This window comes from Vescimonas coprocola, assembly GCF_018408575.1.
GTDB lineage: Bacteria > Bacillota > Clostridia > Oscillospirales > Oscillospiraceae > Vescimonas > Vescimonas coprocola.
The window spans coordinates 555,088-567,920 of sequence record NZ_AP023418.1 but is presented as its reverse complement, the minus strand read 5'-3'; the positions used below and the strand labels follow the sequence as shown (position 1 = coordinate 567,920).

14 protein-coding genes are annotated in these 12,833 nt (G+C 61.3%); 11 read left to right on the top strand and 3 right to left on the bottom strand.

The annotated features are described in order from the left end of the window. The first annotated feature begins 124 nt into the window (after nt 1-124). The 3 genes from hydA to KJS28_RS02835 all read left to right on the top strand — a co-directional run bounded on the left by hydA (nt 125) and on the right by KJS28_RS02835 (nt 2,506). Complete coding sequence (gene hydA / locus KJS28_RS02845; protein WP_213541650.1) at nt 125-1,498, top strand: dihydropyrimidinase; 1,374 nt, start codon at nt 125-127, stop codon at nt 1,496-1,498. Nucleotides 1,499-1,516: 18 nt separating this feature from the next. Further along, on the top strand, nt 1,517-2,062 hold the full coding sequence (locus KJS28_RS02840) for a hypothetical protein (RefSeq protein WP_213541649.1): 546 nt from the start codon (nt 1,517-1,519) through the stop codon (nt 2,060-2,062). Between the two features lie 303 nt (nt 2,063-2,365). Continuing rightward, a complete protein-coding gene (locus tag KJS28_RS02835) occupies nt 2,366-2,506 on the top strand; it encodes a hypothetical protein (RefSeq protein ID WP_213541648.1) in 141 nt (46 codons plus the stop codon). Nucleotides 2,507-2,552: 46 nt separating this feature from the next. On the opposite strand, the gene htpG is transcribed toward KJS28_RS02835, so the two are convergent. From htpG to srtB, 3 genes are all read right to left on the bottom strand, one after another. Next, on the bottom strand, nt 2,553-4,427 hold the full coding sequence (gene htpG, locus KJS28_RS02830) for a molecular chaperone HtpG (RefSeq protein WP_213541647.1): 1,875 nt from the start codon (nt 4,425-4,427) through the stop codon (nt 2,553-2,555). A 61-nt stretch (nt 4,428-4,488) separates the two neighbouring features. Further along, nucleotides 4,489-4,770: a hypothetical protein gene (locus KJS28_RS02825; protein WP_213541646.1), complete on the bottom strand. Its 282-nt coding sequence runs from the start codon at nt 4,768-4,770 to the stop codon at nt 4,489-4,491. 144 nt (nt 4,771-4,914) lie between these two features. Beyond that, on the bottom strand, nt 4,915-5,685 hold the full coding sequence (srtB, locus tag KJS28_RS02820) for a class B sortase (RefSeq protein WP_213541645.1): 771 nt from the start codon (nt 5,683-5,685) through the stop codon (nt 4,915-4,917). Between the two features lie 180 nt (nt 5,686-5,865). On the opposite strand from srtB, the gene ylqF reads away from it, so the two are divergent. The 8 genes from ylqF (at nt 5,866) to clpX (ending at nt 12,770) form a co-directional block, all read left to right on the top strand. After that, nucleotides 5,866-6,732: a ribosome biogenesis GTPase YlqF gene (gene ylqF, locus KJS28_RS02815; protein WP_213542208.1), complete on the top strand. Its 867-nt coding sequence runs from the start codon at nt 5,866-5,868 to the stop codon at nt 6,730-6,732. Continuing rightward, nucleotides 6,729-7,352, top strand: a complete 624-nt coding sequence (locus KJS28_RS02810; protein WP_213541644.1) for a ribonuclease HII — start codon at nt 6,729-6,731, stop codon at nt 7,350-7,352. Before ylqF ends, KJS28_RS02810 begins: the two co-directional genes overlap by 4 nt. Continuing rightward, complete coding sequence (locus KJS28_RS02805) at nt 7,349-7,705, top strand: YraN family protein (protein ID WP_213541643.1); 357 nt, start codon at nt 7,349-7,351, stop codon at nt 7,703-7,705. Before KJS28_RS02810 ends, KJS28_RS02805 begins: the two co-directional genes overlap by 4 nt. Before the next feature lies 1 nt (nt 7,706). Further along, nucleotides 7,707-8,684 carry a dipeptidase gene (locus KJS28_RS02800; protein ID WP_213541642.1) on the top strand — a complete coding sequence of 326 codons (978 nt, stop codon included), beginning with the start codon at nt 7,707-7,709 and terminating at the stop codon, nt 8,682-8,684. Nucleotides 8,685-8,705: 21 nt separating this feature from the next. Further along, a complete protein-coding gene (locus KJS28_RS02795; protein WP_213541641.1) occupies nt 8,706-9,395 on the top strand; it encodes a metallophosphoesterase in 690 nt (229 codons plus the stop codon). Between the two features lie 91 nt (nt 9,396-9,486). Beyond that, nucleotides 9,487-10,809 carry a trigger factor gene (gene tig / locus KJS28_RS02790; RefSeq protein ID WP_213541640.1) on the top strand — a complete coding sequence of 441 codons (1,323 nt, stop codon included), beginning with the start codon at nt 9,487-9,489 and terminating at the stop codon, nt 10,807-10,809. Between the two features lie 74 nt (nt 10,810-10,883). Further along, the gene (clpP, locus tag KJS28_RS02785; protein ID WP_021858329.1) at nt 10,884-11,465 is read left to right on the top strand and encodes an ATP-dependent Clp endopeptidase proteolytic subunit ClpP; all 582 of its coding nucleotides are present in this window, start codon (nt 10,884-10,886) and stop codon (nt 11,463-11,465) included. Between the two features lie 3 nt (nt 11,466-11,468). Next, nucleotides 11,469-12,770, top strand: a complete 1,302-nt coding sequence (gene clpX, locus KJS28_RS02780; RefSeq protein ID WP_213541639.1) for an ATP-dependent Clp protease ATP-binding subunit ClpX — start codon at nt 11,469-11,471, stop codon at nt 12,768-12,770. The last annotated feature ends 63 nt before the right edge of the window (nt 12,771-12,833 follow it).

Genomic DNA, 12,833 nt, shown 5'->3' with positions numbered 1-12,833 from the left:
ATGCCGTTTTTGTACATTCCGCCGCAACCGGTACGGACGACCCTGAAAAATGGTGTGGCTTTTTGGTTTTTTTCTGTTATAATATAGGTTAGTTTCGTGTCAAATTCGGAAGGGAGTGCAAGCTATGAAGTATCTGTTTCGAGGCGGCACCGTTGTCTCCGGCAGAGGGACACGCCGTGCCGATATTCTGGTGGAGGGTGAAAAGATCCTGGAGGTGGGCCGCAGCATCACCCGCAAGGCCGACCAGATCATCGACGTCACCGGGATGCTGCTGATGCCCGGCTTCATCGACGCCCACACCCATTTTGATCTGGACGTGTGCAATACCACCACTGCCGACAATTTCACCACCGGCTCCCGGGCGGCCCTGCGGGGCGGCACCACCACCGTGGTGGACTTCGCCTGCCCCAACAAGGGGGAGAGCCTGCACCACGGGCTGGAGCTGTGGCACCGGAAGGCCGACGGCCGCACCTGCTGCGACTACGGCTTCCACATGACCATCGACGACTGGAACCCGAAGATCGAGGCGGAGATCGACGATATGTACGCCGCCGGTATCTCCTCCTTCAAGATGTATATGACCTATCCCGCCATGATGATCGGGGACAACGCCATGTACCACGCCCTGAAAAAGCTGAAGGAGAAGGGCGGCATCTGCGGCGTACACTGCGAAAACAGCGGCGTCATCGACGCCCTCATCGAGGAAAAGAAGGCCGCCGGGGAAATGGGTGTCTCCTCCCACCCCCGGACCCGTCCGGACTTTCTGGAGGCGGAGGCCGTGAGCCGCCTGCTGCGGATCGCTGAGGCGGTGGATATCCCCGTGGTCATCGTCCACCTCACCAACGCCGCCGCCCTGCGGGAGGTGGAGGCCGCCCGGAAGCGTGGCCAGAAGGTCTATGCCGAGACCTGCCCCCAGTACCTGCTGCTGGACGACAGCGTGTATGATAACCCCGACTACTCTCTGGCGGCCCGCTACGTCTGTGCGCCCCCCATCCGCAAGGCAGAGGATCAGAAGGCCCTGTGGATGGCCCTGCGCCGTGGCGAAATTCAGACCATCTCCACGGACCACTGTTCCTTTACGCTGGCCCAGAAGGACGCCGGCCGGGGAGACTTCACCAAAATTCCCGGCGGCCTGCCGGGGGTGGAGACCCGTGGCGAGCTGATCTATACCGCCGGTGTCACCACCCGGAAGATCAGCCTTGCCACCATGTGCCGTGTACTGGCGGAGAATCCCGCCAAGCTCTACGGGATGTTCCCCCGGAAGGGCATCCTGCAGGCCGGGGCCGACGCCGATATCGTGGTGTACGATCCGCTGGCGGATCACGTCATCCGTGCGGCGGACATGGTGGCCAACGTGGACTATAACCCCTACGAGGGCTTCACCACCCGTGGCTCCATCCAGCAGGTGTGGCTCCGGGGCCGTCTGGCAGTGGAGCACGGCACCGTGCTGGCCGGGCCCGACGGCAAGTACATCCTCCGTGGCAAGAACTGCCTGTAAAGAGAGGGGCAGGCTTCCATGACCGAGATATTATACTGCCAGTCCCCCGCCCTGTTTCTGCTGGCGGTGGTGCTGCTGATCTGCTTCTTTCTGCGGCGGCAGGCCCACCGGGTACGGGCGGCGCTGGACCTGATCCTGTGCATCCTGTTGCTCATCGGCGGCGTGGTGCTATATTATTTGGGAATGTACGGCGACTGCTTCACCATCCATGACTTCTGGCAGATCCGCACCTCCGGATGGGTGGGACTGGGCGTTGTAGCCGCCGGGTCGGTATGGCATCTGTGCAAGGTCTGCAAGCGGGGCGTGGAGCGCCGCCGGACGGAAAGGGCCGCCCGCCAGACGGAGGAGGCCCACCGTCAGGCGCTGGAGAGCGCCCGCCGGGAGGCGTATGAAGCCGGAAAGGCCGACGCCGCCAAGGAGCGTCAGCCGTCCCCCTCCGCCCCGGATGTATCCGCCCCGGAGATTTCCCCCGCCCCAGCGGACGCCGTCTCGCCGGAGCGTGCAGCTGCTCCCGCCGCTGACGCACCGCAGTCCTCCACCGGAGGAACAGGTCAAGCCCTGTAAAAACCCCGGCACAAAGCCTATGACCCTCTGGTTGCAGTGTCTGCCAAACACCGTGCAGCTCCGGTAAGCAGTCGATGCTGAGCTTAAATACCGCCGGTGCAGCAACCCTCAAAATACCATGCAGCACCGATAGAACACCATGCAGCACCGGCAGAACACTGTCCTTGACTTCCCCATCGGCATCTGCTGCAATCCCCCGTGTTCGCTGGGAGGGCGAGTCCTTCGGAGAAATGACAGCCGGATAAGGCGCAGACTGAAATGTCTGTCCTTATCCGGCTTTTTTTCTGGGAAGGGAGCGATCCCATGGAGTTAAAATTTCTCCCCTCCCCGCCGGGGGCGGAGAGCCTATGGCTGGCCATGCCCATCGCAGAGGTGCTGACGGCCCTCTATGCTGCCTCCGCCATGGGGCGCTATACCCGTGCGCTACCGCTGAGCACGAGATAAAAAGGACGCCGGTCGCTTAGCCGGCGTCCTTTTGGTATTTTGTGGATCACTTCCACAGGGAGCAGAGCAAATCCGTATAGTCGGAGGGATTCTCCAGCGGCAGACCCGCAATGAGCATGGCCTGATTCAGCAGAATCTCGGCATACTTTTTGGCCCGGTCGGGGTCCGTGATGCGGGCGGACTCCAGAGCGGCGAAGGCGGGATGCTCCACGTTCACCTCCAGAATACGCTTGGCCTTCAGGGCGAGGTCTGGCTGCACGGCGGCGAAGTACTTCTCCATTTCGAAGGTCATGCCCTCGCCGCTGGTAAGGCAGACGGGATGGGACTTCAGCTTGCTGGAGGCCTTCACCTGATCCACCCGGCTACCCAAGGTCTCCTTCAGAAAATCCAGCGTCTCCTGATGATCCGCCGTCTCCGGCTGCTTCTCGTCCCCCAGCTCCAGATCGCCATCTACGGCGGAGCGGAATGCCTTGTCGCCGTAGGTGCGGAAGATATCGGGGATGAACTCGTCGGTCTTATCGGTGAAGTACAGGATCTCCATGCTGCGGTCCTTCAGCAGCTCCGTCTGGGGCAGATGATCCACCGCCTCCACGCTGTCGCCGGAGGCGTAATAGATATACTTCTGCTCCTCCGGCATCCGGGAGACGTACTCACCCAGCGTCACCAGCTTCTTCTGGGTGGAGGAGTAGAACAGCAGCAGATCCTGCAGCTTCTCCTTCATGGCGCCGTAGTTGTTCAGGGCGCTGAGCTTCAGCTGGCGGCCGAAGCTGCGGTAGAACTTCTCATAGCCCTCCCGGTCGTCCTTCAGCATCCGCTCCAGCTCGCTGCGGATCTTCTTCTCCAGATTGTTGGAAATGACCTTCAGCTGGCGGTCGTGCTGCAGCAGCTCACGGGAGATGTTCAGGCTCAGATCCGGGGAGTCCACCACACCACGGACGAAGTTGAAGCACTCCGGCAGCAGATCGGCGCACTTATCCATGATCATCACGCCGCTGGAATACAGCTGCAGGCCCGGCTCGAAGTCCTCGGTATAGTACTGGCCGGAGGGCTGGGAGGGAATGAACAGCAGGGCCTTATAGGTAACGGCCCCCTCCGCAGAGACGGTGATCACCGACTGGGGCGGAGCGAAATCCCCGAAGTGCTCCTGATAGAACTTGTCGTACTCCTCCCGTGTGACCTCGCTCTTCTTCCGCTGCCACAGGGGGACCATGCTGTTGAGGGTCTCCCACTCCTTGATCTCCTCATACTCCGGCTTGTCCTCCGGACAGCCCTCCTTGCGCTTGGAGCGGGTCATTTCCATACGGATGGGGAAGCGGATATAGTCGGAGTACTTCTTCACCAGACGCTGGAGGGTGTGCTCCTGCAGGTACTGGCTGTACTCCTCCGGCTCCTCGTCGGCCTTCAGGTGCATGATGATATCCGTACCCACAGTGTCCTTCCGGCAGGGTTCGATGGTATAGCCCTCCACGCCGTCGGACTCCCAGCGCCACCCCTGCTCATCACCGTACTTCCGGGTGACGACGGTGATGTGGTCGGCCACCATGAAGGCAGAGTAGAAGCCCACACCGAACTGGCCGATAACGTCGCTCTCGGCGTCCTTATCCAGCTCCTGACGGAACTGGAAGGTACCGCTGGAGGCGATGACGCCCAGATTCTGCTCCAGATCGGTATCGTTCATGCCGATGCCGTTGTCGCTGACGGTGAGGGTGCGGGCCTCCTGATCGGGGCGGATGGTGATGGCGAAATCCTCCCGCTTCATGCCCACCTGCTCATCCGTCAGGGAGCGGTAGCACAGCTTGTCGATGGCGTCGGAGGCGTTGGACAAGATCTCCCGCAGGAAGATCTCCTTATGGGTGTAGATGGAGTGGATCATCAGCTCCAGCAGACGCTTGGACTCCGCCTGAAATTCTTTTCTTTCCATAGTTGATTCCTCTTTTCTAATAGATCGGGAGACGCCGCAGCGCCTCCCGCTTTTTACCTGTTCAGCTGCGCTGGCGTTTGCTGCACAGCAGATAGCCCAGTCCCGTGAGCACCGTGGCCACAGCGGAGACGATCATGGTGAGCTTCAGCAGCAGCCGCACGGCCTTGCTCTCCAGCAGATAATCCGTCACCTGCCGGACGCAGCGGCCCACAGTACCCAATAGCCGGCCCGCCAGACCCGTCACCTTGTGGAGAAGTCCCTTCCCCAGCGACAGGATGCGCCGTGTCAGAGGCAGGGCGTGTGACGCCAGCTGCCGAGCCTTGTGTACCTTGGTCGAAAGCATTTTCATCCCTCCCCATTTCTCTATGGTCAATTATAGACAGTCTGTCCGTTATTGTCAATTCCCGCCGGGGCGGGGCGTGTAAACTTCCTGTGAACAATGGGATAAAAAAGCTGCGGTAGGGCTTACGCTCTACCGCAGGGGACATTATTCGCCGCTTCCGGTGGGGGCCGCCACCGGATCGATGGCGGTCAGGACACCCACCACCACAAACCGGGCATCTTCAAACTCATACGAGCAGGTGGAGAGGGTCACCAAATGGGCGCTGGAGAGGTCCTCTGGCACCGGCGTCTTGGACTCGAACCGGGACGAGCGCACCAGCGCACTCACCGTATCTGCCGACAGCACCGTGGAGTACACGGCGTCGTCATAGTCCACCACGGACCCGGCGATCAGGTCCAGCCGGTAGCTCTGCTGGGGAGTGTAGAGATACAGATAGGGGTGGGCGTCGTAGAACTCCTGCTTCTTATACTGCACCAGTGCGCCGAACATGGCGCCGGACTTCATGTGATGGCCGTAGACCAGCGTATTCTGGTCGGAGAAGTCCGAGCGATTGACGTAGTCCATGAAGATGGTGCCGTTCTTGTTCCATGTGCCGTCCAGCAGGCGATAGAGATAGTAGTCGTTGTCCTCCGCCTGCACGATGGGGTAGTTCAGGCCCGTGTCCGCCCCGTAGAGCCACGCCACGATGTCGCTGTTGACGCCTTCCAGCGCCGCAAAGTCCACGTAGACCTGCTCCGGCTCCCCTTCCGGCTCCTCATCGCTGCTCAGGTCCGGGATGTAGACGTATTTGCCGGCATCCTTCAGCACCTCGTCGCTCTTGTGCTTTTCCAGCATATAGCTGCCGATCTGATAGGCTGCAAAGAGAAATACACCTATGAATACTGCCAGCAGGATATAGTATACCGCTTTCTTCATACCGGAGCCCTCCCTGTTGATTTTTTACATTATACCAGATGGCCCACCGCTTTTCAAGAAAAAGCTTGATGCCCTCCGGAGGAACGGGACAGGGGTTTCTGCGCTGGACAGGGGGCGGCGGATGTGATATGATAGCCTGGATCAGAAGGTAAATATCCAACGAAGAAAGGTGTGAGACAGATGCAGGTAGAGAGCCTGAGCTGGTTCCCCGGTCACATGACCAAGACCCGGCGGATGATCGCCGCCGAGATCGGGCATATGGACGCTGTATGCGAAATTCTGGATGCCCGCATCCCGCTGGCCAGCCGGAACCCGGATGTGGACGAGCTGACGGCGGGCAAGCCCCGTCTGGTGGTGCTGAACCGGGTGGATCAGGCCGATCCCGGCCAGACCCGGCGCTGGGCTGCCTACTTCCGGGAGAAGGGCTATGCCGTGCTGGAGGCCAACGCCAAGGGCGGCGCCGGCACCGCCCAGTTCGCCGCCGCCGTGCGGGAGCTGCTGCGGGATAAACTGGAGGCCTATGCTCAGAAGGGGCAGGTGGGCCGTGTGGTGCGGGTCATGGTGCTGGGCATCCCCAACGTGGGAAAATCCACCTTTATCAATAAAGTAGCCCGCCGCAAGACCGCAAAAGCCGAGGACCGGCCCGGCGTCACCCGCAGCAAGCAGTGGGTGCCGGTGGACAGCACGCTGGAGCTGCTGGACACGCCGGGTATCCTGTGGCCCAAGTTCGACGACCCGGAGGTGGGCAAGCGTCTGGCCTTCACCGGGGCCATCAAGGACGACGTGCTGGACATCGAGGAGCTGGCCTGCTATCTCATGGAGTATCTGGGACAGCACTATACCTCGGTGCTGGAGGAGCGGTATAAGATCGCCGTGGAGCCGGAGGACAGCGGGTATGACCTGCTGGAGAAGGCCGGGCGCAAGCGGGGCTTTCTCATGCGGGGGGCGCAGGTGGATACCGAGCGCATGGCCCGCATCCTGTTAGACGAGTTCCGGGGCGGCAAGCTGGGCCGCTTCACACTGGAGACGGTGGAGGACGCCACATGACGGACTTCTCGCTGGAAAAGGCCGCCATGGCCCGTGGCTGCGCCGCCGTGTGCGGCTGCGACGAGGCAGGGGCCGGGCCGCTGATGGGGCCGGTATACGCAGCGGCGGTGATCCTGCCGGTGGACGGCTGCATCCCCGGCCTTGACGACAGCAAGAAGCTGACGGAGAAGAAGCGGGAGGTGCTGTTCGACGTCATCTGCCAACAGGCGGCGGCGTGGGCGGTGGCCTCCGTCAGTGCAGAGGAGATCGACGCAACGGACATCCTCAGCGCACGGATGAAGGCCATGCAGCTGGCCATCAACGCTCTGGCGATCCCGGCGGATTATGCCCTCATCGACGGCAACCGGGATCACGGGCGATCCGCCGCCATCACCACACCCCATGAGACGGTGGTGGGCGGGGACGGGCGCTCGGCGTCCATTGCCGCAGCCTCAATACTGGCCAAGGTGAGTCGGGACCGGTATGTGTGCCGGGTACTGGACTCTCTGTATCCGCAGTATCAGTTCGCCAGGCATAAGGGCTACGGCACCAAGCTGCACTACGCCATGCTGGACCGATACGGACCATGTCCGGAGCACCGGATGAGCTTTCTCACCAAGTGGAAGGAGCGGCGCACATGAGCCGGGCGGAGGGCGTATGGGGCGAGGCCCAGATCGCCAACTATCTGCGGCGCAGGCGCTATGAGCTGCTGGCTCACAGCTATCACTGCCGGTTCGGGGAGATCGACCTCATCGCCCGCAAGGGCGGCGTGCTGTGCTTTGTGGAGGTCAAGACCCGCAGCAATCTGGCCTGCGGCCTGCCCAGAGAGTACGTCACCGCCGCCAAGCAGGAGCGCATCCGCAAAACGGCGGCTTTCTATCTGATGGAAAAGGGGCTGGACTGCCCCGTCCGCTTCGACGTGGCAGAGGTCTATACCGACGGGGCGCACTCCCTCTCCGCCACCCACATAGAATACATCGAAAACGCATTTTGAGGTGATACATACGATTCCCTATTTTGACGCACACTGCGACACCATCCACCGCTGCCACACGGCGGGGACGCTCTTTCGGGACCCGGAGCTGCGGGCCTTCTACGACATTGCGGGTAATTTGCGCCGCAGCGGCGGACACATCGATCTGGAGCGGGCCGGGGGCTTTGCCCGCTATGCCCAGTTTTTTGCCCTATACCAGAGCCCCCAGCTGGTGCCGGAGGGCAGCTCCATGCCGGAGCAGGGCGTTCTGCTCCACCAGCGGTTCCTGCGGGAGATGGAGGAGAACCGGGAGCGCATCCTCCCCTGCCGCACCGGGGCGGAGGTGGACGAGGCCGTGGGGCAAGGCAAGGCGGCGGCGCTGCTGAGCATCGAGGGCGCCGAGCTGCTGGACTGCGACATCCGGCGGCTGGACACTGCCTATGACTGGGGCGTGCGGCTGCTGAACCCGGTGTGGAACTACGCCAACCGTCTCTCCGGCTCCAATGCCCAGCAGCCGGAGCAGGGACTGACCGCTTATGGCCGGGACTTCCTGCGGCGGATGGAGGAGCTGTCCATCTACATAGACGTGTCCCATCTGTCGGATGCGGGCTTCTGGGACGTGGTGCGTCTTTCCCGGCGGCCTGTGGTGGCCTCCCACTCCAACAGCCGGGCCGTCTGCCCCCACCGGCGCAACCTCACCGACGATATGTTCCGGGCCATCCGGGACAGCGGCGGCGTGGCAGGGCTCAACTACTACCAGCACTTTGTGGGAGAGGACCCTACCATAGAGGGTCTGGTGCGCCATGTGGAGCATTTTCTGGAGCTGGACGGGGAAAGGTCTCTGTGTCTGGGCGGCGACATGGACGGCTGCGAGCTGCTGGCCGGCGGGATGCGGGGTCTGGAGGATGTGCCGCTGCTGTGGCAGGCGCTGGCGGACCGGGGCTATCCCCAGTCGCTGCTGGAGGATCTGTTCTGGAACAATCTGCGGCGGCTGATATAAAATCGGGAGAGGAGGCGGCGCATGGCGCTGTATGCTCTGGGGGATCTGCATCTGTCCCTCAATTCCAACAAATCCATGGAGATCTTCGGAGACGGCTGGCAGGACTATGTGTCCCGGCTGAAGGAGGCCTTCTCCGCTCTGAGACCGGAGGACGTCACCGTGCTGTGCGGCGACCTGTCCTGGGGCATGAGTCTGGAGGAATCGCTGGAGGACTTCCGGTTCATCGACGCCCTGCCGGGGAAGAAGTATCTGCTCAAGGGCAACCACGACTACTGGTGGAACACCGCCGCCAAGATGGAGCGGTTCTTCCGGGAGCATGAGCTGACCACCATGGAAATTCTCCACAACAACTGTAAGTTCTACGGAGAGCTGGCCCTGTGCGGCACCCGTGGGTGGTTTTACGAGCTGGACAACCAGGGGACCCACGACGAAAAGGTGCTGCTGCGGGAGATCGGCCGGCTGGAGACCTCCCTGAAGGCGGCGGGGGAGCACGAGAAGCTGGTGTTTCTCCACTATCCGCCCCTGTATCAGGGCTACCGCTGCCCGGAGATCCTGCGGCTGCTGAAGGAGTACGGCGTGAAGCTGTGCTGCTACGGCCATCTGCACGGCGCTTCCCACCGCCGGGCCATCGAGGGAATGTGGGATGGAACGGAGTTTTCGCTGGTGTCGGCGGACTATCTGAAATTTGTTCCCAAAAAAATTTGCGAATGATGCAAAAAAGGTGTGGAAATTGAAATTGTTTTCTGGTATTATATAAAATTGCATTGATTATAAATGAATGCTGAACGGAGGAAAAGTCAAAATGAGTGTAAAGTCCTGTGAAAATCTGGAAAAGAGCCAGGTCAAGCTGACCATCGAGGTCGGCGCAGAAGAATTCGAGAAGGCTGTCAACAAGGCCTATCTGCAGATGCGTGGCAAGATGAACGTCCCCGGCTTCCGCCCCGGCAAGGCTCCCCGCAAGATCATCGAGGGAATGTACGGCGCTGAGGTCTTTTACGAGGAGGCTGTGAATATCGTGCTGCCCGACGCCTATGAGGCCGCCGTGCAGGAGCAGAAGCTGGAGGTCGTGGGCTATCCCCAGGTGGAGCTGGAGTCCTGCGGCAAGGACGGCGTGGTCTTTCAGTGCACCGTGGCGGTGTATCCCGAGGTGACGCTGGGCCAGTACAAGGGTCTGGAGGCCCCCCGTGCCGAGGTGAAGGTCATGGCCGCCGACGTCAACGCCCGTCTCAAGGAGATGGCCGAGCGCAACAGCCGTCTGGTGAGCGTGGAGCGTGCCGTGAAGAAGGGCGACACCGCCACCATCGACTTCGAGGGCTTCGACAACGGCGTGGCTTTCGACGGCGGCAAGGGCGAGAACTTCGATCTGGAGATCGGCTCCGGCAGCTTTGTCCCCGGCTTTGAGGATCAGCTCGTCGGCATGAAGGCCGGTGAGGAGAAGGATATCGACATCACCTTCCCCGAAAACTATACCCCCGAGCTGGCCGGCAAGCCCGTTGTGTTCCATGTGAAGGTCAACGAGGTGAAGGTCAAGGAGATCCCCGCCATGGACGACGAGTTTGCCAAGGACGTCTCCGAGTTCGACACCCTGAAGGAGCTGAAGGCCGATCTGAAGAAGAAGATCACCGGGGAGCGCAAGGAGTCCGCTCAGCGGGCCTTCGAGGACGTGCTGATGCAGAAGGTGGCCGAGGGCATCACCTGCGATATCCCCGATGCCATGGTGAATCTGCAGGCTGAGCAGATGGCCAACAACTTCAAGCAGCAGCTGGCCTCTCAGGGCATCCCCTTTGACCAGTATCTGAAGATGACCGGCACCACCGAGGCCGACTTCCTGTCTCAGGCCCACGGCCCCGCTCAGGAGCAGGTCCGCATGGATCTGGCCGTGGAGGCCATCATCAAGGCCGAGGGTCTGGAGGCCACCGACGACGAGGTGAACGCCGAGATGCAGAAGCTGGCCGACAAGTACGGCATGGATCTGGAGTCCGTGAAGAAGTATCTGCCCGCCGCTCAGGTGCGGGAGCAGGTCATCCGTGAGAAGGTGGTCAAGCTGGTGGCGGACAGCGCCGTGGCCGTGGCCCCCGAGGCGGAGGAGAAGAAAGAAGATAAGGCGGAGGAGACTGCCGAATAAAACCGGCGCATTCTGCTAAAATCACAAACGGGCGGGTATACTTTGAACATCTATCTGTACAGGAGGCATATTTTATGAGTTTAGTTCCTTATGTTGTGGAGCAGACCAACCGGGGCGAGCGTTCCTACGACATTTTCTCCCGGCTGCTCAATGACCGCATCATCTTCCTGGGCGAAGAGGTCAATGATACCACAGCCAGTCTGGTGGTGGCACAGCTGCTGTATCTGGAGGCACAGGACCCCGACAAGGACATCCAGATGTACATCAACAGCCCCGGCGGCTCTGTGACGGCGGGTATGGCCATCTACGACACCATGCAGTATATCAAGTGCGACGTGTCCACCATCTGCATCGGCATGGCGGCCAGCATGGGCGCTTTCCTGCTGTCCTCCGGGGCCAAGGGCAAGCGCATCGCCCTGCCCAATGCCGAGGTGATGATCCACCAGCCCTCCGCCGGGACCCAGGGTAAGGTCACGGATATGGAGATCGACGTGGAGCATTTTCTGAAGATCAAGCAGCGGATGAACAAGATCCTCTCCGAAAACACCGGCAAGACCCCGGAGCAGGTGAAGCTGGACTCCGAGCGGGACAACTGGATGACCGCTGAGGAGGCCCGTGACTACGGTCTGGTGGACAAGGTCATTTTCAAGAGGTAAATCATGGCAGAAGACAAGAAAAATCTGCGCTGCTCCTTCTGCGGCAAGCCGGAGGGGCAGGTACATCGCATGATCCAGGGCCCCGGCGGCGTTCGCATCTGCGACGAGTGCGTTCAGCTGTGTATGTCCATTCTGGACGACGGCTACACCCCCGGCATGGGGGAGGACGTGCAGACGATGGATCAGCTGCCCACCCCCCGTGAGATCCGGGAGGTGCTGGATCAGTACGTCATCGGGCAGGAGGATGCCAAGGTGGCTTTGTCGGTGGCGGTATACAACCACTATAAGCGCATTTTCTTCGGCGGCGGCGAGGATGTGGAGCTGCAGAAGAGCAACATCCTCATGATCGGCCCCACCGGCTCCGGCAAGACGCTGTTCGCCCAGACGCTGGCCCGTGTGCTGAAGGTGCCATTTGCCATTGCCGATGCCACCACCCTCACCGAGGCGGGCTATGTGGGCGACGACGTGGAGAACATCCTGCTGCGGCTTTTGCAGGCGGCGGATTTCGATGTGGAACTGGCAGAGCGGGGCATCATCTATGTGGATGAGATCGACAAGATCGCCCGCAAGAGCGAGAACACCTCCATCACCCGTGACGTGTCCGGCGAGGGCGTGCAGCAGGCACTGCTGAAAATTCTGGAGGGTACCGTGGCCAACGTGCCGCCTCAGGGCGGGCGCAAGCACCCCCATCAGGAGTTCATCCAGATCGACACCCACAACATCCTCTTCATCTGCGGCGGCGCCTTCGACGGTCTGGAGAAGATCATCGAGCAGCGCACCGACCGCAAGGGCATCGGCTTCGACGCCGTGGTGGAGAGCAAGGCTGAGCGCCGGACGGGCCAGCTGCTGAAGGAGGTCCAGCCCCACGATCTGCTGAAATTCGGCATCATCCCGGAGCTGGTAGGCCGTATGCCGGTGATGGTGACCCTCAACGGTCTGGGCCGGGATGATCTGGTACAGATCCTCACCCAGCCGAAAAACGCACTGGTGAAGCAGTATCAGAAGCTGCTGGAGTATGACGATGTGGAGCTGGTATTCCAGCCGGAGGCGCTGGACGCCGTGGCCGATCAGGCCATTCAGCGGAACATCGGCGCACGTGGCCTGCGGGCCGTGATGGAGGGACTTCTCACCAGGATCATGTACGAGATCCCCTCTGACCCCACCATCACCCGTGTGACCATCACACCGGAGGCAGTCCTAAAGACCGGAGAGCCGGAGATCACCCGTGATCCCCAGCGCACGGAGCGGCCCGGCCGCACCCGTGACGGCAAGGCGGAGCACGATCCCTCCGCCCCGGCATCCTAACGAATCATGAGGAGAGGCGAACCCGTTCGTCTCTCCTCTTTTCCACAGCAAAGGAGACCAGTT

Bases quoted from the DNA above. Each gene is read 5' to 3' on its own strand.
- hydA (WP_213541650.1), top strand. From the start codon at position 125: ATGAAGTATCTGTTTCGAGGCGGCACCGTTGTCTCCGGCAGAGGGACA.
- KJS28_RS02840 (WP_213541649.1), top strand. From the start codon at position 1,517: ATGACCGAGATATTATACTGCCAGTCCCCCGCCCTGTTTCTGCTGGCG.
- KJS28_RS02835 (WP_213541648.1), top strand. From the start codon at position 2,366: ATGGAGTTAAAATTTCTCCCCTCCCCGCCGGGGGCGGAGAGCCTATGG.
- htpG (WP_213541647.1), bottom strand. From the start codon at position 4,427: ATGGAAAGAAAAGAATTTCAGGCGGAGTCCAAGCGTCTGCTGGAGCTG.
- KJS28_RS02825 (WP_213541646.1), bottom strand. From the start codon at position 4,770: ATGCTTTCGACCAAGGTACACAAGGCTCGGCAGCTGGCGTCACACGCC.
- srtB (WP_213541645.1), bottom strand. From the start codon at position 5,685: ATGAAGAAAGCGGTATACTATATCCTGCTGGCAGTATTCATAGGTGTA.
- ylqF (WP_213542208.1), top strand. From the start codon at position 5,866: ATGCAGGTAGAGAGCCTGAGCTGGTTCCCCGGTCACATGACCAAGACC.
- KJS28_RS02810 (WP_213541644.1), top strand. From the start codon at position 6,729: ATGACGGACTTCTCGCTGGAAAAGGCCGCCATGGCCCGTGGCTGCGCC.
- KJS28_RS02805 (WP_213541643.1), top strand. From the start codon at position 7,349: ATGAGCCGGGCGGAGGGCGTATGGGGCGAGGCCCAGATCGCCAACTAT.
- KJS28_RS02795 (WP_213541641.1), top strand. From the start codon at position 8,706: ATGGCGCTGTATGCTCTGGGGGATCTGCATCTGTCCCTCAATTCCAAC.
- tig (WP_213541640.1), top strand. From the start codon at position 9,487: ATGAGTGTAAAGTCCTGTGAAAATCTGGAAAAGAGCCAGGTCAAGCTG.
- clpP (WP_021858329.1), top strand. From the start codon at position 10,884: ATGAGTTTAGTTCCTTATGTTGTGGAGCAGACCAACCGGGGCGAGCGT.
- clpX (WP_213541639.1), top strand. From the start codon at position 11,469: ATGGCAGAAGACAAGAAAAATCTGCGCTGCTCCTTCTGCGGCAAGCCG.